Raw genomic sequence first — 19592 nt, 5'->3', positions numbered from 1 at the left:
CCTCTTTCCTTTTCCCATCCCGTTTTTTCCTAACATGTCGGACACTCCTTCCACAGACCCCGCCGCAGCTTCCCAAGCCTCCGTCGATCGCCGCCCGGTGAGTCGTATCGGACGCAGTATCTTGGTGACCATCCAGGTGATCGCCTTTGTCATCGTGATCATCTCGGTGAACTACCTCAGCTGCGCCAAACACGAACGCATCGACCTCACCGAGCGCAAGGACTTCACCCTCTCCGATTTCACGGAGAAAACCATCAAAGGTGAGCTGGTCAAAGACCGCCAATCGCCGATCAAGATGATCGCCGTGATCCGCCGTGGCTCCCCGCACTTCTCGCGGATGCGCAACCTGCTGGATGAATACAAGCGACTGAGTGGTGGCTCGATCAGCTTGGAATTCGTCGATCCCGCCCGCCAGACCGATCGCACCTTGGAAATCGAGCAGCTTTACGGCCAGCCCTACATCGAGGACATGATCCTGGTGGATGGTCGGGAGCAAGCGCTCGATACAAGCACGGACACCAGCGCCACCAATGTCGATGGCACCCCGACGGAAAATGCCGTCAAAAAAACCGAACAACAGCAACTCTCCGCCCACGTGCGCACCCTCTTGGTCAAGAACCTCTACCTCGAAGAGCTGGACCAATTCCGCAACCGCTACATCTCAGCCTGGCAGGATGAGGACATGGTGACATCCTCGATCATCGGGGCCATCGAAGGCACACCGCGAAAAATCTACTTCGCTGCCGATAAGAGTGCGCTCGAGTCCAGCGATGGCGAACCACCATGGAAGGTGCTCTACACCATGCTGGCCCAGCAGAATATCCAGCTGGTGCCCATCCGTCTGACCGATATCGACAGCATCCCGGCCGATGCCGAAGGCCTGGCACTGATCGCCCCTCAGTATGATCTCGACACCCGGGAAATCAAAATTCTCACCGAGTATTGGGACCGTCCGAAATCATCGATTCTAGTGACCCTCGACCCCAACGTGAAATTGAACAACCTGCGGATCTTCCTGCGCAACTATGGTATCACGCCACGGAACGACCGGATCATCAGCGTCGAGGCCAAGCAAACGCTGTCGAAAGTCCGCGCCATCTTCGCCCGAGGTGCGGAAATCACGGCCGATCTGGGTGGCCAAGCGACCATTTTCGATGGATCCTCCAGCAGCCTCGAAGTCCGGGAAAACGACGACCAACTCATGAACCGCCGGATTCGTCCGATCGCCTTGATCCAAGCCTCCGAAGGATGGTGGGGAGAAACCCGCTACCAAGAAGAAAACCCGGTATTCAACAAGGAAGAGGATCACACCGCGCCACTCTACTTGGCTGCCGCCGTGCTCCGTGGTCAGGCAACGTCAGACGATACCGCCCAGCTGGTTTCCAAGATGGTCGTCATCAGCAACACCGACTTCCTCTCGCTGAAAAACACCCGCCCAGAGCAGGCTGATTTTGTCAAATCCAGCATCAACTGGCTGGTGGGCCGGGAAGATCTGATCGGCATCGGTCCGCGCAAGTTGCATCGCAACAAGATCACCCTCTTGGACGCGCATAACACCTTCATCAGTCGGATCGTGCTCATCTTCCTCCCCGCCGCCGCGCTACTAACATCCTTGATTGTTTGGAATGTGAGGCGAGCTTAACCTAGCACGTCGCCACTTCATTCCGGTTTCGTATTTCACCGCATCATGCGTTATACACCTACCATTCTACTCGTTATTCTGGCCACCCTGCTAGGTGGCCTCGCCGTCGTGCATACGGGCAGTAAATACCGAGCAGCCATCTTCGGGGCGCCCAGCACCGCACCCGGCGAGAAGCTGTTTGACGTTGAGGAGCTGAACCAGGTTCGCCACATCAAGTTGACCGATAGCGAAGGTCAGGAAATCGCCTTCAAGGTGGACGGCAATGTCTGGAAAAGTGAAACTCCGTGGGAAGACCGCGTGGATCCCCGCTATGTCACCGCCCTGTTCCAGTTCACCGCAGGGCTGGAAGTTCAGGAAGTGCTCCCGCGTGACGACCTCGATCTGAAGGAATTCGGTCTCCGCGCCGGTCACACCCGCGTGACCATGTCGGACGCTCAGGGCAACACGGTTTGCGATTACCGGATCGGCCGTAAAGCTGCCTGGCAGGTGAAATCCGAGGACGGCAAGGAAACCTACCCCACCACCTTCATCCGCCTCGCCGATCGTGAGTTAAAACGGAAAATCTACCTCTGCTCGGCGAGCACCGGCGCTCTCGTCCATGGACTTTTCAACCAGCAGTTCGCCTACTTCCGCGACCATCGCCCATTCTATTTCAGCCCGAAGTATCTCGATCGGATCAGCATTCAGAGCCCTGAAGGTGAAGTTGTTCTGTCGCGTCCGAACCTGCAATCAGGTTGGCGGATCACCAAGCCACTCGAGCTGCGGGTGGATCCCAAGGCGCTTAGCGATCTGTTCCTCGATATCTCCCGCCTCACCGCCGTGAAGGTGGAGGATCGCGCCAGTGTCACCCTGCCGACCGCCGGTGAGAGCAGTGCCCAGGCAAGAGAGATCTCCATCCACTTCGCCGGTGCTGAGGAGGATATCAAGCTGCACGTATTTCCCCCCGCCACCGAGGGACAGGCCACCACTCTCGCCACCGTGAGCGATCGGCCCGATACCATTTTCCACCTACCCCTCACCCAGGCACTGGCTGGCGCCACAGCACTGAGCCAGCTGCAGACCGGGGTGAACGATCTGCGATCAAAAACCATGACCCACCTCAATGGGCCGCAGCTGAAAACCATCATCATTCGCCCGCAGGGACGCTCCGACACCCTGCTGACACGCACGACCAAGACCACTTGGAAAGTCCTTCGTCGCACAGGCAAAGAAACCGCCAACCAAGACGCGGTGATCGATCTGATGACGGCAGTGACCCGCGACAAGGTGGAGAAATTCGTCACCGATGCCGCCACCGACCTGAAACCTTACGGTCTCGACAAACCCTTCCTGCAGCTCGGCTTCGTTAGCTTTAGCAACGAGGGCATGCGCATCGCCATGGGCCGAGGCCCCGATAAGAAAACCATCTACGCCCACATCGTGGGGCGCCCCAACATCTGGCAGATCAGCCCCGAAACGGTGGGTAAAATCGCCGTGAACACCTGGCAATGGCGCACCTCCCACGTCTGGCACATTCCCAAGGTGGATGTCACCGCCATCGACATCGAACGCCGTGGCCAACCGGCGGTGCACCTCGACTACAACTACTTCAGCGACCTCTGGAAGGCGAAGATCGACGGCGTCGATGCCACCGGCAGTCTCAACCCCAACCGCGCCAGCAACCTGCTCAGCCATCTCGAAAGTCTGGAAACCACCAAGTGGCTCGGACCACTCCACAGCCAAGCCGCCCAGGCATTGAAAAACCCGAACACCACGATCCGCATTCATGTTCAACGTGTCGGCGATCATGGTGAGAACCTGCCGCCTGTGGTGAAAACTCTCAGGATTGCCCACACGCCGGGGAATTTCATCTTCTTTGGAAAAATCGACACCGTCCCCTACTCCGCCGAAAACGAAGGGGAGGAAAACTACTTCCTGCTGAATCCGGAAACGGTGAAAAACCTCTACGTTCACCTCTTTGAGTAAGCTCATTGACTCACGCCTCTACCATGCCTCATCTCGACCCCAATTCCATCCGCGCTGATTTCCCCATCCTCGATCAGGAGATTAACGGACGGCCGCTGGTCTACCTCGATAACGCCGCTACCAGTCAGACACCACGTCAGGTGATGGAGGCCAGCCGCGATTATTACAGTCGCATCAATGCCAACATCCACCGCGCCGCTCACAAGCTTGCACGGGAGGCCACGCTTGCGCACGAGGCAGCACGCTCCACCGTGTCCCGGCACATGAATAGTCGGCATGAGCACGAAATCATCTTCACCTCCGGCACCACCGATGCCATCAACCTGGTTTCCAACACCCTGAGCCTTTCCGGCAAGATCGGTCGTGGCGATACCGTGGTCATCTCCGGTCTGGAACACCACTCCAACATCGTGCCGTGGCAAATGCTCTGCGAGCGCACCGGCGCGACCCTGAAAGTCATCCCCGTGCTCGACGACGGCAGTGTCGACATGGAGGCTTACGCTGACATGTTAGACGACAGCGTCCGTTTGGTCGCTGTCAACCACGTCTCGAACGCACTCGGCACGATCAACCCGATCGAAGAAATCATCGCCGCCGCCAAAGCGCATGAGGCGCTGGTCTTGATCGATGGCGCGCAAGCGATGCCCCACTTGAATGTGGACGTGCAGCAGCTTGGTTGCGATTTCTACGCCTTCTCCGGCCACAAAATCTACGGGCCCACAGGCATCGGCGTGTTATTTGGCAAAGAGGAAATCCTGGATACCCTACCACCCTGGCGTGGCGGTGGAGAGATGATCAAGGAAGTCACCTTTGAGCACACCACCTACAACGACCTGCCGTTCAAATACGAAGCGGGCACTCCGGATATCGAAGGAGCCATCGCCATGGCCGCCGCCATTGATTACATGAACGCGCTCGGCATGGAAAACATCGCCGCGCACGAAAACACCCTGCAAGAGCGAGCCACCGCCGCCCTGCAAGATATCGACGGCATCCGCATCTACGGCACCACGCCGAACAAAGCCTCAGTCATTTCCTTTTCCATCGGCAGCCACCACCACTACGATCTCGGCATGCTGATGGACCAAATGGGAGTCGCCCTGCGCACTGGTCACCACTGCTGTCAGCCACTGATGGCACGCTTCGGCATCACCGGCACGGCACGGGCATCCTTCGCCGCATACAACACCGAGGAAGAGGTGGATCTCTTCATCGAGGCGGTGAAAAAGGCGTCGATGATGTTAGGCTAGTTCGCCTGCCACTTTCAGCTCGGCCAGAAAGGCCTCGATGTGAGGCTCGGTAGCTACCGCGAGTCGCCTCCCCGCCGCCACACAGATCGGCGCAGGTTCGGGATCGAGTTTTTTCAGCTTCACCATCTTGCCCAACTGCGCCCGCGCGGCCACCATCGCCAGCCCCATCTTCGCCTCAATTCCCAGTTGGATGCTCGATAAGGAGTCAAACTCACCGGCGACCTTGGCATTGATCCCCTGGGCTCGGAAGTAAGCACTCACCTCCTGCCAGTAACCGGGGTAATCAGTGCGCGAAAGCAGCAGAAGCTTGGCTTGGTCGAGATCGCTCGCATGGATGCTGCGCTTTTTGGCCAGCGGGTGGTCGCTGGGCATCGCCACGACGAAACGTTCTTGCCGCAGCGCCTGCCATTCGACGCCGGCTTGCTCATGCACCACGCCCACCACCAGGTCATACTTCCCCTGCTCCAGGCCTGCCATCATTTCCTCCGTGCTGCAGTCGGCCAAACTAACCTGCACCTGCGGATGAAGCTGGGTGAATCGCGCAATCGCCAACTTCAGCATGGCTCCCGCCAAGGATGGAGCATAGGCGATGCGGATGGTGGCGCCTTCGATCTCACGGCGCATTTGTGCATGGATTCGATCAACCCCGTCCAGCATCTCCTGTCCGAGTCGGGCGACCACCTCGCCGTCGCGCGTCAGCCGAATCGATTTCGCGCCCCGCTCAAACAGCTTCCAACCAGTGTCATTCTCAAACACCGCCATCTGCCGGCTCAGCGCAGGCTGGGTCAGTCGTAGCCGCTTGGCCGCAGAGGAAATGTTCATCTCCACGGCAACCTCGATGAAGTTTCTCAAATGCTCCAGGTTCACGGCTAATATCTTAATCAGCTAAAGTGAATACTCAAGCATAGAAGAATCACATGCTAAGCATGAAATTACGGAATTAGCCAAGAGCGCGAATCTCTGACAGAGTTCGCTCATGAAAACAAACAACACCTCGAAACTCACCATCCGCCGCGCGGGTGACCGCGGGCACGCCGAGCACGGCTGGCTCGACTCCTGGCACACCTTTTCCTTCGCCGACTACTACGATCCGGCGCAGATGGGCTATCGCAGCCTTCGCGTCATCAACGAAGACATCATTGCACCGGGCCAAGGTTTCGGAATGCACCCCCATGAATCCATGGAGATTTTCACCTACCTCATCGCGGGGGAATTGGAGCATCAAGACTCCATGGGGCATGGTCGCACCATCAAAGCCGGTGAATTTCAATACATGTCGGCCGGCGATGGAGTGCTGCATGCAGAACGCAACCCAGGCAGCGAAGCCGCACATCTGCTGCAAATCTGGCTTACTCCGAAGCAAGCAGGTGGCGAACCACGCTATGCCGACCTGAAACCGGCGGAGCGGAAAAGCAACGAGCCATTAACCTTGTTAGCCTCGGCCACAGGTCGAGACGGCTCGCTCCAGATTCGCCAGCACGCAGACATCAGTTTGGGAAAACTGTCAGCCGGTGCACTGTGGCAGCACCCAGCGCACAACGATCGTCCGCACCTCTGGTTACAAATGATCCAAGGCCGCGTGCAGCTGGCTGGGCAGACGCTCCAGGCTGGAGACGCTGTTGCCATCGATCATTCCCCGCTACGGCTTCGCGCCGATGAAGAAAGTGAATTTCTTCTTTTTGAACTCGAATAATCCACCACACTAAACCTAACAAAACCAACCAACCGATGAAACTACTCGCATTCGGAGCATCTACCAGCTCCACCTCCATCAACCAGCAGCTGGCCAAACACGCCGCAGCACTCGCCGCTTCTCAATTGGAGCAAGCCGACGTCACTGAGCTCTCCCTCCGCGACCTCGATCTCCCGATCTACAGCGAAGACGAAGAAAAGGAAAACGGCCCCCCGAAGGACGCTCAGCGTTTTATCGATCTGATTGCTGCCCACGACGCCATCATCCTCTCGCTCGCCGAGCACAATGGCTCGTACACCGCCGCGTTTAAGAACATCTACGATTGGGCATCGCGGATCGAACAGAAAGTCTGGCAGGGAAAACCCATGCTGCTGCTGAGCAGTTCACCGGGAGCCCGTGGCGGAGCCACTGTGATGGAGGCAGGAAAAGCCACCTTTCCGAGGATGGGGGCCGAACTCGCAGCGACCTTCAGTCTACCACAATTTTATGATACCTTTGGATCCGAGGGAATAAATGACGAAGACCTGGCCTCTCAGCTCAATGAAGCCGTGGATGCTCTCGTTTCCCAGCTTCGCTAGAACACCAACATTCGCTACCCAATGAAACAGCTTCCCAACATAGCAGGAGCCCTGCTTGGACTTGCCTTTCTCTTGTTTGGATTGAATCACTTCTTTCACTTTCTGAAAATGCCCAGCGGAGGCGAATCCGGACCTCACACAGTGGCCTTTTTCACCGCCATCTCCCAGAGCGGCTATCTGGACTTTCTCAAAGTGATGGAAATTCTCGGAGCTATCTTGGTCGTAATCCCTAAATCGCGCAATTGGGGGCTGCTGATTCTCGGCCCTGTGGTAATCAATATCATCGCCATCAATCTCTTCATCAAAGGACACGGCGCCGTGTTTGCACCTCCGGTCATCATTATCGCTGCCTTATCAGCCTACTTACTCTGGGCTGGACGTCAGTCATTTCTCGCACTTCTCAACTCAACATCAAAACAACCATGAAACTAACAACCACCATCCTCACCGCAGCAACCGCCACCACGCTCGTTCTCGTATCTTGCAAAAACCCAGCCGAGACATCCACCGCAGCCGAAGTCTCCGAAGCCAAAAAGCTCAGCACAGAGCAAGGACAAGGGCAAAAATGGGTCATTGGAGAGGGCTCATCCATCACCTTCGTCGGCTCCAAGGTCACCGGCTCACACGAAGGAGGCTTTGAGAAATTCGATGGGCATTTCTATGTTCAAGACGGACAACTCTCCGAGGCCGGCCACCAGGTGGTCATCGATCTCAACAGCACCTTCTCCGACAACGAAAAACTCACCGCTCACCTGAAGAATACAGATTTCTTCGATGTCGCTACCTACCCCACCAGCACGTTCACAGTGACCGGTCTCAAGGAACAATCTGGCCCCAAAGACGCTACGCATGAATTGACTGGAAACTTCGACCTGCACGGCGTGACCAAATCACTGACGATTCCTATCAAGGTGGATCAATCGGACGACAAGATTCAAGTCACTGCCGATTTCTTCATCAAGCGCAGCGACTTCGGCATTGAGTATCCTGGTAAGCAAGACGACCTGATTCGTGACGAAGTGGTCATCCGCTTCGACCTGCACGCTACCCCCGCCGAATAAGTAAACACGAGACGCCTCAAACAGGCCTATCAATTTCCACAAAAAAACCGCTGCTAGGATGATCGCTAGCAGCGGTTTTTTAGTGTTATGATATCGAACAAGAAAGCAGATTGTGATGGCCGTGCCTGGCAAGCAACTTACCAATCAGCATTGTAGCCTCGAGTATCCACGTGGACGAAGCTGCTGTAGCGGCCTACACCACCTTGGAATTTCCGCTTTTCGCGCAGGTATCTTGCCACGCGAGCCACATGGGAAGGAGACACTCCGCGGAACATGACGTCACAAGCTTGGTTCGCCATGTGCAATGAACGGGATTTACCGCGAACGGCGTAATTATAATAAGGGCTGCGGTAGGCAGAAATGATCGCCTCGAGCGGAGCACCCATTTCATCGGCCATGCGATCGATGACTTTGAGCGTGGGTCCGATTTTTTTCCAAAGGCTCTTTGGTGGTAGAGAATTGTGAGTGCGCCCGCGCGTTTTAAAGTGAGGTGCAAGCACCATGCGTGGCGTGATATTACGCAGTTTCAGGCTCTTGACGTAATTCGCATAACGGTTGACATCGGTCCCCTTGAGTCGGACCCAAGAATCAGGAATCCCTGCTACTGGTTTCTTAGAATAACCAAAAAGACCGGCCTCTGCATCCTGAGACGCACAGAGCACGCCGGCCGTAGCAGCTGTCGCGACTCCTAAGAATCGTCTGCGACCGTAAGCGTCCAAGATCACCCCATCTTTGTTGTTCTCTGACTGCTCGACTTCGTTGGTTAGGCTCATGTTTTTTTTGTGAATTTCGATTTCTTATATCAGGCAGTTAAGGCTCTGACAACGATAAAGTTAAGATCTTTTAAATATTTGGAAAGGTGAGCTATAAATTTATTAGCATTTCCAGGTTTTTGAAGATCAAGTTCGAGGTTGATATCGGAAATGAAGCACTGCGCATGCCAGTTAGGCTTCGGCCAGAGTGAATTGCACGGTTTTCAATGTTACATACCGTCTGCTAAGCTCCTAGCTGATAATATGCAAAATACCCGTCCGCAAGAGCTGCAAACGGGTATGTAAATCGTTGCGGTGATGCCCAGTGGGAGCAGTTCACTCGGAAAAAATGATTACCAGCTGACGTTAGTCCCACGCGTATCGATGTGGGTGAAACTTGAGTAGCGTCCGACACCACCTCTGAACACACCTTGACTACGGAGCTGCTTCGCCACGTAGGCCACGTGCGAGGCAGAAACGCCGCGGAACTGAACGTCCAGCGCAAGGTTCTGCATGTGGTAAGATCTGCTTTTTCCACCGACGGCCCGATTGTAGCGAGGGCTGCGATAGGCGGAAGTGATCTCACGCAGAGGAGCTCCCATGCGGCCGATCATGGCATCGATCACCTTCAGAGTGGCTCCCATGTTGTTCCAATACGTTTTGGGTGGCAGCGAATTATGCACACGGCCACGGGTCTTGAAATGAGGAGCCAGCACCATGCGTGGTGTGATGTTTCGTAGATTCAGGCTTTGCACGTAGCGTGCGTAGCGAGTTACATCAGATCCTTTGGCTTGCACCCATGCGTGGGGAATGCCGGGGACTGGTTTATCATCCATCAGTCCGAAAAATGCGGCGTCACTCTTAGGAGCACCGATGACCACACCGGCAGTTGCGATACCTGCGGTGGTAAGGAATTTTCTACGATTAAAAGCCGTTGTTAAGGGTCGCGGCTTGAGGTGTTGCGGGATTCCCCCGCCGATCATGAGATCGTTGTTGCTGTTATTCGTAATGTGTTCACCCATTGCGGGTGGAGTGTGCACCCCACCCCGTCGCTTGGCCAGTGATTTTTTCATCGATTTTGAAAGCCACCAAAATTTAAAACGCTTAAAATAAGCGACTTCAAGCATTTGCGCAGATTTCATCTGCTGAAAAAAATTCCTTCAGACGCAAAAAATGTGACTTTTATTCACAGAAAACCTTCTTTGGCGCTCATTTTCACCCTGAACACCTCCCTATTTCACCCAAAAAAGAGTCTGAGAATCCCCTTCCAGCTGGAAAGCAATTATACTATTCTGACGGTATCTGCAGTTTCTCCATAGTTCCCCTGGTTCTTTAAGCATGCTTGCAGAGTTTCTAAATCACGCCCCTCGTTATCATGCCTTTTTCACATTCCATAAAAAAATTCCCCCGTGCCTTGGTCGCAACTACTTTGATGATCACAGCACTAAAGACCACAGCCCAGGATGCCAGTCCGACCGAGCCTCCTCAACATTTAACGCAAACCCAGATTAAAGGTCTACTGGTGGTCCAGCTCGACAATGGTAAATTCGCCGGCGCGGCGTCGCAGATGAACGCCACTGTGATCAAAAAACCGAACACCTTCGAGATTGGTATCAATCAGGAAGTCGGCGATATGATGAAAAAGGCGACCGTGGAGGTGGATAAGTTCATCCGGGTGCGCTATGCGGGAAAACTTCCCAGCGACATGCGGGTGGAGCTTTCCTTTGCCGACAAATACTCGCCCAAGGACGGCCCCTCAGCGGCGGTGGTCTGTGCTCTCATGGTCGATTCCATTCTCTCGGGCAAAGCCATCGATCCGGGTTTTGCCGCGACGGGCGACATGACCGCCACCGGCGCCGTTCAGCCGGTGGGTGGCGTGCCGTCCAAAATCAAGGGGGCGATCCGTAAGGACTGCAGCCACGTCGGGATTCCCGAGCAAAACAAGGAAAGCATCACCGATGCTTACATCCTCAAGGGCATCAAGTCTCTCTACGACATCCAAATTTTCACCCTCAAGAGCTTCGACGAGGCCCACGCGCTCGCCATGCTGAAACGGCCAGAAGCCACGCAACAGGCGCTCGATGACTTCGCCGAGATTCAGCAGGTCTTAAAAAAGAACGAAAAATACATCTACAACAGCAAGGTGCGTGAACGCCTGCGCAAGGTCGTCCAGCTGTCCCCCAACCACCTGTCCGCCCGCCTGCTGTATCTGCACAGCGTGAAAAAAGGCCCGAAAAAACTCTCCTTGCTGGGGTCGATCGAGGGCATTGACAATGCCGGCAGCCAGCTCGCTTCCATGCTGAAAGACGGCAGCTTCATGTCCGCAGGTGGACTCGGCGACGACACCCTGACCGACCTGGTTTACGAGATCTCCCGCCTGCGTCCAACACTGGACAAGCGCACCACCAAGTATGCCGACAGTTATCTCAACGTCGCGCGCTTCATCAAGCGCCACCGCGAGCGGAATCGACTCAACGCGCAGCTGATGCGCGAGCTACAACAGCTGGCCAATGCCACCGACATCGAACGCACCCGCCTGTTGAACAACGAGGAAGTGCGTGAAGAGCTGATGGACTAGTCCGCCCGGCGATGTGTGGCGGATGCCAGGCATGGGCTCCGCCATCGAGCGATGCTGACTTAAAAAAGGCTCCCCATCATGCCCCTTCTGTTGCATCAAAGAAGAGCATGAGACACATCATCAGCACATTGTTACTATCGCTTCTCCCGCTGCATGTATCCGCCGAGGGCTTGTCGGTCCCTCAGCTCATGGCCGGTGAAGCCGCTGGAAAAACCACGGTCACCACATGGGCTCACGCTGGCAAGTCGGTGCACGTTCAGGCCACGGCACTGCAGCCCGGGCCCGTCAAAGTCGCGCTCTATCAGGTCAGTGGCCAAAGCGTAGCCCCGCTCACCTACCAGGGAGATCAGCCTCAACTTGAGGCGGGAAAGAATGATTTGAACTTGGCCATGCCAGCCCACTCCGAACGAGGCAAGGTGCTTTTCCGCCTGGCAAGTTCCGAAGGCAAACTTCTAGGCAACCTGATCGTGGAAATCCTCCCTGCTGATGCCTGGGCCAGCATCGTCAAGTCCTCGCAACAAGGGGCTGTGTTCATTGATCCGGCTCTGAAGAAATTGAGTTCATGGGCACAAGCTCAGGGGATTGAGGCCGCAGCCTCATCGAGCAACAACATGCATTACACCTTCTCCAAAACCAAACCTGACCCCTCGGACCATTTGTTCAAAGGCGTGCTCGTGTACGAACGCAAAGCCCCCGCCCCGCTCGCCATCATTGAAGTCATCAATGACACTGACTTAAAAACCATCATCCTTCCACCAGGCTATCTGGATCAGCTTCCCGACTCAGCCCCCGCTCAAGCTCTCCTGCTCAAACACCTCAAACTCTTACCCTGACCTCCTAATGAAACCCCTATTCCTACTCGCCACTCTGCTTCTTCCCGTCTTTCCCTGCTTCGCTCAGGACACCAATGCGCCCAAACCGATTGTTTTTTCGGTCGGTGTTTTACCATTTGCCGAAACTGCAGCCACCAAGGATACAGGTGCGGCTGCCGCGGAGCTTTTGTCGGCTCAACTCGGCATGTCCGGACGATTCGTTCTTGTGGAACGTGCTTCACTGGATTCCGTTTTATCGGAACAAGGTCTGGGCATCAGCGGCGCAGTCGATTCCAAATCCGCCTCGACACTCGGCAAGCTCATGGGAGCCCAGATCCTCATCACGGGTCGTGTTTTCAAAGCTGGAGAGACCACCTATTGCATCGCCAAAGCCATCAGCGTCACCACCGGACGCAGCCTGCCAGCCCAGACGATGCTCAAAGGTGGCAATTGGTTAGAGGCGACCAAAAGTTTGGCAAAATCCCTGGATACCTCGATTCAAAAGGCTGCCGCCGACATGGCTCCGCAGCACGAAACCCACGAGCAGCAAGTGGCCCGATTGAAAAAGCTCACGGCTGGCAAAAAACTTCCCTCGGTCTACATCTCGATTCCCGAGAAACATCTGACTCGCGTGATTCCAGACCCCGCTGTGGAAACGGAGATTGGTTTGATCCTGCAGAAGCTGGGTTTTGTCATCAAGACCGCCTCGAAGGATGCCGACTATACGCTCACAGGCGAGGCATTCAGCGAACGTGCCAGCCAAGTTGGTAACCTGATCAGCTGCCGCGCTCGCTGCGAAATCATTCTCAAACAGCAAGCTGCACCTGATCAGAAAGTCGTCAACCGGGTCACCACCGGAGCGGTGGATACAGCGGAAAACACTGCCGCGAAGACAGCACTGCAACATGCCGGTGCTCAGCTTGCCGAGTGGATTGTGGTGGAATTGATTCAATAGATTTTTAGATTTTGAAACCGACCTCCTTGCACCACCCCGTCTTCATTGCCCTCTGGTGCTGCCTGACGCTTGTCGTCTCGGTAGCCGCGCAGCCGAAGGTGGCCATTGTCTCCGATTCGCAAGCCCCCTTCATTGCCAATGCGGTGGATCTTCTCAGCGTTTCTCTGGCGGGCGAATCAGAGAAATATGTCCTGGTTGAGCGTGCCGAAATGATCCGCCTCGCTGAAGAATCTGCGATTCAAAAGCTCTCCGCCGAGCAGCGCCCGCTCGCCTTGGCCAAGCTGGCCAAGGCAGACGCTTTGATCATTCTTGGCCTCGATGAGAGTCATGCCAAACAGCCGAAACTGACCGTGAGATTAACCTCCACGAAAAACGGCACGGTGCTCAAATCCCTGGTTCTTGATGGCAGTAAAAAGGAAATCGCCCAGACGACTCTTCGTGCTGCCAAAGTGCTCCGTTTTCCTTGTGAACGTCTGACGCAAGAAAATGATCAACCCGCAACCGTGATCTCATTGATGGGGTTTCGGTCGGCTCTTGAGACTAACAGAACACTCGACACCTCGATCAACTTAGCCATCTCCCAACAGCTTTCAAACCAACCCAATATTGTTGTCTCTGAGCGCTGGCGCATGAATGATCTCATCTTTGAGCGATCCATCGCGGATGAAAAGCTTCCTGGCTTATCCACTGGAGCGGCGCTCGTGGATGGCTCAATCACTCGCGACAAAGACTCCCTGACGGTGAGTTTGCGCATTCGAAATGCCCAAGCCGACAAAGGAACCACCATCCAGGTTCGCGGGAATACCAAAAACCCCAACCTACTTGCCAAAGACATCGTCACGAAGGTGGTGCACACCTTGAGCAAGGGGCAACAAACAGAAGTTTGGGATTCTACCAAGGAAGGCGAGGAATACGCCAAATTGGGCGAATGGCTCCTGAGTCGCCGTATGTTCGCAGAGTCAGCGCAGGCATTTGAGGCTGCTGTCGCTCTGGGATACCAAAAGGGCTTCACACTGTTAGGACGCCAGCAACCTTACTTTGGCATGATCGACCCGAGAATGACCTATACCGTCCCTTCCTACGAACTCTACGGCTTGGATCGTCTGCCTGACGCTGAATTTAGACACATGGTGAAGATGATGATCCGATCATCGCAATGCATCATTGAAATGGTCGATGGTAATTACGGAGGGCTTTCCAAAAAAGAGCTGAACATAAGAAACCGGCTGTTCCCATTAGGAGCCCAACTCAGATACAACACGCGAATCTTGCAGGCCATCTGCATCCGTCAGCAGCAGCTTGAATTGGCGTCAGAAGCTCGCGTCCTGCGGGACTACTCACGGCACATTCTGGCCAAGGGGCAAGCGTTCAAAAAGCATTTTGGTAAAGAATTCGTCAATCGGCTCTACATACCAGAGACACCCCAGCAAGCGGCCAAAGAGCTGACGCAACTGCTCAACCCTGACTCATTGACCTTGCGGTATGATTGCCCAGCCACATGGCTCCGCACAGAATTTTGGAAAACCTACCACGTGCCCACTCTATGGCGCTTCGTCGACTGGACATCCACCGACAATCGACGAGGCGAGGACGCCTGGAAGAAATTCATCGCCGAGCTACGGAAATCCAAGCGCCTCGTGAACAAATTGGATGGACTCGCATTTGCGTTTCAAACGACTCAAGACGAGCAAGAACAAGAGCAAATCCTCATGGAGTATTGCGCACTGTTGGAGAAAAACTTCAAGTATATCTCGAGCCCTGGAGGTCAGAAGGTTTTTGCTGTTTTTCAGGACTTCCCATTTCGAAAAGGAGACGACCGCCTGTTCAAAGCTTACTATTCGAGAATAACGCAATTATACATTCGCGTGTTTGAGAGCCGACAATGGCTGACTTCACATTTCATCAGCAATGTTAACACCTTGACATTGTATTTGTGTTTGCATGCGAATGGCGAGGAAACTGAATTGTCAGAGGCTAACATGGCGCGTTTGTTTCAGTCGATGGCACACTATCATGCATGGGCTAAAAAAGATAAACGGTGGAAGCAAAACTACGCGTCCAATGCCAAGTCTTTGCAGGAAATCAAGGAGCGGATTATTCAATATTACCCGAATATCAATAAAACATATATCGCCCCCAGACCCGTCATCGCCGGAGCCCTCCCCATCAAATTTTGGAGACCTAACGACACCTCCAAGAACCGGCTTTACGGGGCTGAAATGATAGCCTCTGGTAACTCTCTTTTTATTCCCCGCGTCCGCGAAGGCATCATTGAGCTTGATGTCTCGAGCATGGCGGTGAAGAGGTTCATCAAACCTCCATTGAAAGAAAATCTTTTCATTAGTAGTCTAGCGGTCAACCAACAGACCATCATGGTCTGCATGGATGGCAGAATTTTCCACTGCCCACGTGCAAGCTCCGGCGAGCAGTGGAAGGAAATTAAAGCGCCAAGATCAGATAGCAAAAAACTCTTCTATTGGAACATCCAGAGCCTTAAGGATGGTTTCTTCATTGGTTCGCGCTTGACCCCCCATGGACTTAAATCGCCCGTGATGCTGGCTGGTTTTGCCGATTCGGCAGGAAACATGGATTGGATCACTACTAGCACCCGGCGCCCAGTACTTCATCCAATCGACCGCTTTGACCCCAGAAGTGTTCACTTTGCCTATCAAAACAAGGCCGGAAACACGGTGATGTTGCTTTATAGGTCTGGGGGACGGTCTCCCTTGGTTGAACTGGAGAGCGGTAAAGAACTGGCATCACTCCACGGCGCTGGCATTGCTCAAATACGCGGAGATAAGACCCTCTATTGGTGCCATGGATACTATGCCAACAAACCGCGCCTCGACTACATGTATCTCTTTGATGCTTCGCAAAACAAACCTCAGGTGATTTTTCGTTCGTATGCGGCCAATCTGAGTCCCGCCTTGAAAAAAGTGCGTCCTCTGTATCATTTCGGGAAACCTGAATTCAAAGGAGAGCTGTTAGGCGCTGTGGTGGCAAAAGGATATTTATGGTTACTCAAACGCGAGCCAGAAAACCTACAGAAGTATCCCAAGAGAGATCCCAATGAGTTTCGCTTACTCCGCCTCAATCTAGACGGCAGCGGGTCGAGAACGATCCCACTCAGCTATCAACTGAACGAGGAAATGGTCAGCATGAGCTCAAGCTTGACCCCCGATAGTCAAAAATCCATGCAAGTGCCTATCCTTAACTCCAAAAGCTTGACCCCTACCCCCAAAGGTCTGTTTTTTACCTCCTTCGGTCATGAACACACTCACTCGTATGGAGATTACAGCGTTCCGGGAACTCAGTCACCGATGCTGCTCTACCTCACTTGGGACGAAATCAACGCTTGGCTGAACAAGAACGGGCAGTGACACGCGTAGCTTGCACACGATCGATCACTGCCTGCCGATTCCGCGCGCACGGCCCATCTGACTTCGGGAACACCTGGCAGTGGAGCTTAAAGCTCTTCCTCGTAGTAGACTTTGACGAACTTCATCTGCTTCCCCTCGTCGAAGCCGCGTTCGAAGACGGAGTCATCGGCCTCCTTGAAGGCAGGTGAAAAGCTGATATTCACGCCACTATCCAGCTTGATGGTGCTGCGGAAGCGGTTGCCGGCTTTGCGGGCGATTTTTTTATCGATGGTGAAGGTTTCGTCCAATTTGGCGCCGTCTTCTTCGTCTTGGAGCTCACGGAACTCATCGAATTTCTCAATGATCTCGGGCTCTTTCAATGCCTCTTCGCGGAAGTGCTTGAGGTCGAACTCATCGCGTTCTTCGAAGTATCCGATGGCATTATTGGCCACCCGGCATTTTTCCTCCGCCCCCATTTCTTCGGGCAGTCCCTCCTTGGCGAAGGAGACACACATGTCGGCGTAGCGCTTGGTCATGAAGTCATCGTCGCGGCGGAATTTCACGCCGAGGAAGTCGCGCATCCAAAAGTTCGTGCCCGAGGAGGTCTTATCAAAGGTATACACTAGGAAACCGCCCTCCTTATCGCAATTCACAATCAGGCAGCCTTTGTCGATTTTATCCGGAGAAATCCCCTGGTGGGTGACCAACTGGAGGTTGCCATCGGAATCGGTGACTTCCAGGAATGGCACCCGGCTCTCCGACTTGATCAGGCTGATCGCCAGGAGAGGTTCGCCATCGACCAGCAAGTCCTTGATCAAGGCCACGCAGAGATCGCCGGACTTAATATTCGGGTGCTTGGAGGTGTTGTAGAGGTGCCGGGCAATCTTTCTGCCGAGGTCGCAGAGCTTGTCGGGATCTTCGAAGATTGCCCCCGCATAGCGATACACCTCGTTGAGTTCCAGCGAGGAATGGTGGTCGAAGGCGCGGCGTTCGAGGCTTTTGAACGGTTTCAGGAACGAGGGAGTCAGCACCGCATTGTCTTCTGCGGAAAATTGGCAAAGTTCCTTCGAGGTCTTCAGCGGTTCGGAGCGCAGTGGGTTCCCCACGCGGGCGAGCGCCATGGCGGTCAGCTTGGCGCGTCTAAAATTCAGAGTGTGTGGCATAGGTATGATGAGTTACTTGCCCTCGATTTCTGCCACGTGTTTACGGAAAATTGCCAGTTCTTTCTTCACTACTGGCAGCAAGAAATAGAGCCCAATCATATTGGGGAACACCATCGCAAATAACATCGCATCAGACACACGGATGACATTGCCCAGCGAAGCTACCGAACCAACAACGACAAAAGCGCAAAAGAAGAGCTTATACAGTAACACCGCGATAGGATTCGGGCCGCCGCAAAGGTAAATCACAGCCTGTTCTCCGTAGTAAGACCACGAAATCATGGTGGAGAATGCAAACAACAAGACGGCTATCGCCAGAACTTTGGGGAACCATGTGAATTCAGTTTTGAAAGCTCTCGAAGTTTTAGCAACACCTTCGATCGTATTGACAGATTCCATAGCAACCCAAACTGGTTCGCCCTCATCGCGCCATACTTGCCCGTAATTCCCATCTTCCGATTTACCTAACAAGCGCAATTCATCGCCTGCTACAGCTTGAGCGACGACGACCTCCTCAATACCGGGCTTCGCATAGAGAGCTGTGGTATCATCTTTCACCACGGCATCGACCTTCCATACGCCAGTTACCACCAGCACCAGCGCAGTCATGGTACACACTACAACGGTATCCGTGAATGGCTCCAACAGGGCAACCAAGCCTTCACTCGCAGCCTTATCGGTTTTTACTGCTGAGTGAGCAATGGGAGCAGAACCAATACCGGCTTCATTGGAAAAGGCAGCCCGTTTAATGCCTTGAATCAACACACCGACAAAGCCACCACCGACAGCCATAGGGCTGAATGCACCTGTAATAATCTGTGCGAAGGCGTCTCCTACTTTATCGATATTTGTGAACAGAATAGCCAATGTGGCGATCAGATAAACCCCGCACATGAAGGGCACGAGGATGGAAGTCACTCTAGCAATGGAGACAATACCACCAATGATGACCATGCCGACAATAACAGATAGAATACAGCCAAATACGACTTTGCTTTCCTCAAACACTCCAAATGCAGTGCTCACCTGCGAGGCGGCTTGGTTCGCTTGGAACATGTTACCTGCCCCAATGGCACCACCGATACACATCACGGCAAAGAAGATCGCTAAACCTACCCCAAGTTTACCATAGCCTTTTTCCTTAAGACCTTGGCTGAGATAGTACATCGCCCCTCCATGAACACGGCCCTTATCATCGATTTTCCGAAATTTGACACCAAGTGTGCACTCACAGAATTTCGTCGTCATTCCACAAAGCCCCATCAGGATCATCCAAAATGTTGCACCTGGTCCACCAAGGCCAACCGCTACTGCAACGCCCGCAATATTCCCTAACCCCACGGTGGCAGAAAGAGCTGCTGTCAGAGCTTGAAAATGAGTAATTTGTCCAGGTGCATCTGGACGAGTGTATTTACCTTTCGCCGTTCTAATGGCCAACCCCACCGAGCGAAGGTTGATGAACTTGAAGTAGACCGTGAGAAAAATGGCAGTTCCTCCAAGCACTAACAGGATCACAGGTAGCGACTGACCAGCTACAGGCAATGAATAAAAAATGATCGACTCTAAAACATTCGCTATAGGGTCCAACGCAGCATCGAGTCCCTCATCGAGGGTCCCAGCCATAGCTGTTCCTATTGTTAAAGGTAGAAGAAGGACCGAATAAAGCAGCTTTAGAAATACAGAGCGATGGTTGGCGAAGTTGGTGGAATTCATATAACTCGCCACACACTGACAGTTACCCTCGCCACGGCACAAGGAAAATTGCCCGCAAGATATTCACCCAA

Annotated in this window: 16 protein-coding genes; 11 read left to right on the top strand and 5 right to left on the bottom strand. The window is 54.0% G+C overall.

Annotation, left to right across the window (positions count from 1 at the left end; all coding sequences use genetic code 11):
- The first annotated feature begins 34 nt into the window (after positions 1-34).
- From JO972_RS06175 to JO972_RS06165, 3 genes are read left to right on the top strand one after another with little or no spacing between them, the layout of a single operon-like run.
- The gene (locus tag JO972_RS06175; protein WP_309489141.1) at positions 35-1642 is read left to right on the top strand and encodes a DUF7088 domain-containing protein; all 1608 of its coding nucleotides are present in this window, start codon (positions 35-37) and stop codon (positions 1640-1642) included.
- Positions 1643-1687: 45 nt separating this feature from the next.
- Positions 1688-3607 (top strand): DUF4340 domain-containing protein, encoded by a 1920-nt coding sequence (locus tag JO972_RS06170; RefSeq protein WP_309489140.1) that lies wholly within the window; start codon positions 1688-1690, stop codon positions 3605-3607.
- A 23-nt stretch (positions 3608-3630) separates the two neighbouring features.
- A complete protein-coding gene (locus JO972_RS06165) occupies positions 3631-4857 on the top strand; it encodes an aminotransferase class V-fold PLP-dependent enzyme (protein WP_309489139.1) in 1227 nt (408 codons plus the stop codon).
- Here JO972_RS06165 and JO972_RS06160 read toward each other — a convergent pair.
- Positions 4849-5724 (bottom strand): LysR family transcriptional regulator, encoded by an 876-nt coding sequence (locus JO972_RS06160; RefSeq protein WP_309489138.1) that lies wholly within the window; start codon positions 5722-5724, stop codon positions 4849-4851. The genes JO972_RS06165 and JO972_RS06160 overlap by 9 nt on opposite strands.
- Positions 5725-5833: 109 nt before the next feature.
- Here JO972_RS06160 and JO972_RS06155 point away from each other — a divergent pair, with 109 nt between their 5' ends.
- From JO972_RS06155 to JO972_RS06140, 4 genes are read left to right on the top strand one after another with little or no spacing between them, the layout of a single operon-like run.
- Complete coding sequence (locus JO972_RS06155; RefSeq protein ID WP_309489137.1) at positions 5834-6550, top strand: pirin family protein; 717 nt, start codon at positions 5834-5836, stop codon at positions 6548-6550.
- A 35-nt stretch (positions 6551-6585) separates the two neighbouring features.
- Positions 6586-7128, top strand: a complete 543-nt coding sequence (locus JO972_RS06150; protein ID WP_309489136.1) for an NADPH-dependent FMN reductase — start codon at positions 6586-6588, stop codon at positions 7126-7128.
- Between the two features lie 21 nt (positions 7129-7149).
- Positions 7150-7554 (top strand): hypothetical protein, encoded by a 405-nt coding sequence (locus JO972_RS06145; protein ID WP_309489135.1) that lies wholly within the window; start codon positions 7150-7152, stop codon positions 7552-7554.
- On the top strand, positions 7551-8189 hold the full coding sequence (locus JO972_RS06140; protein ID WP_309489134.1) for a YceI family protein: 639 nt from the start codon (positions 7551-7553) through the stop codon (positions 8187-8189). The genes JO972_RS06145 and JO972_RS06140 overlap by 4 nt, the downstream gene beginning before the upstream one ends.
- A gap of 137 nt (positions 8190-8326) precedes the next feature.
- On the opposite strand, the gene JO972_RS06135 is transcribed toward JO972_RS06140, so the two are convergent.
- Both JO972_RS06135 and JO972_RS06130 read right to left on the bottom strand, forming a co-directional pair.
- On the bottom strand, positions 8327-8962 hold the full coding sequence (locus tag JO972_RS06135; protein ID WP_309489133.1) for a YcbK family protein: 636 nt from the start codon (positions 8960-8962) through the stop codon (positions 8327-8329).
- 332 nt (positions 8963-9294) lie between these two features.
- Positions 9295-10014: a YcbK family protein gene (locus JO972_RS06130; RefSeq protein WP_309489132.1), complete on the bottom strand. Its 720-nt coding sequence runs from the start codon at positions 10012-10014 to the stop codon at positions 9295-9297.
- A 359-nt stretch (positions 10015-10373) separates the two neighbouring features.
- Between JO972_RS06130 and JO972_RS06125 the strand changes: the two genes are divergently transcribed.
- The 4 genes from JO972_RS06125 (at position 10374) to JO972_RS06110 (ending at position 16666) form a co-directional block, all read left to right on the top strand.
- Positions 10374-11519, top strand: a complete 1146-nt coding sequence (locus JO972_RS06125; protein ID WP_309489131.1) for a S16 family serine protease — start codon at positions 10374-10376, stop codon at positions 11517-11519.
- Between the two features lie 107 nt (positions 11520-11626).
- On the top strand, positions 11627-12352 hold the full coding sequence (locus tag JO972_RS06120; protein ID WP_309489130.1) for a hypothetical protein: 726 nt from the start codon (positions 11627-11629) through the stop codon (positions 12350-12352).
- Positions 12353-12359: 7 nt separating this feature from the next.
- The gene (locus JO972_RS06115) at positions 12360-13286 is read left to right on the top strand and encodes a CsgG/HfaB family protein (protein WP_309489129.1); all 927 of its coding nucleotides are present in this window, start codon (positions 12360-12362) and stop codon (positions 13284-13286) included.
- Positions 13287-13384: 98 nt separating this feature from the next.
- Positions 13385-16666 (top strand): hypothetical protein, encoded by a 3282-nt coding sequence (locus tag JO972_RS06110; RefSeq protein WP_309489128.1) that lies wholly within the window; start codon positions 13385-13387, stop codon positions 16664-16666.
- Positions 16667-16752: 86 nt separating this feature from the next.
- Here JO972_RS06110 and JO972_RS06105 read toward each other — a convergent pair whose 3' ends face one another.
- Both JO972_RS06105 and JO972_RS06100 read right to left on the bottom strand, forming a co-directional pair.
- Positions 16753-17808, bottom strand: a complete 1056-nt coding sequence (locus JO972_RS06105) for a nucleoid-associated protein (RefSeq protein ID WP_309489127.1) — start codon at positions 17806-17808, stop codon at positions 16753-16755.
- Positions 17809-17820: 12 nt separating this feature from the next.
- Positions 17821-19521: an amino acid carrier protein gene (locus tag JO972_RS06100; RefSeq protein WP_309489126.1), complete on the bottom strand. Its 1701-nt coding sequence runs from the start codon at positions 19519-19521 to the stop codon at positions 17821-17823.
- Positions 19522-19592 lie beyond the last annotated feature (71 nt).

Source organism: Oceaniferula flava, assembly GCF_016811075.1.
GTDB classification, from domain to species: domain Bacteria; phylum Verrucomicrobiota; class Verrucomicrobiia; order Verrucomicrobiales; family Akkermansiaceae; genus Oceaniferula; species Oceaniferula flava.
The sequence above is the reverse complement of the archived record's forward strand: the minus strand, read 5'-3'. Positions and strand labels throughout refer to the sequence as shown.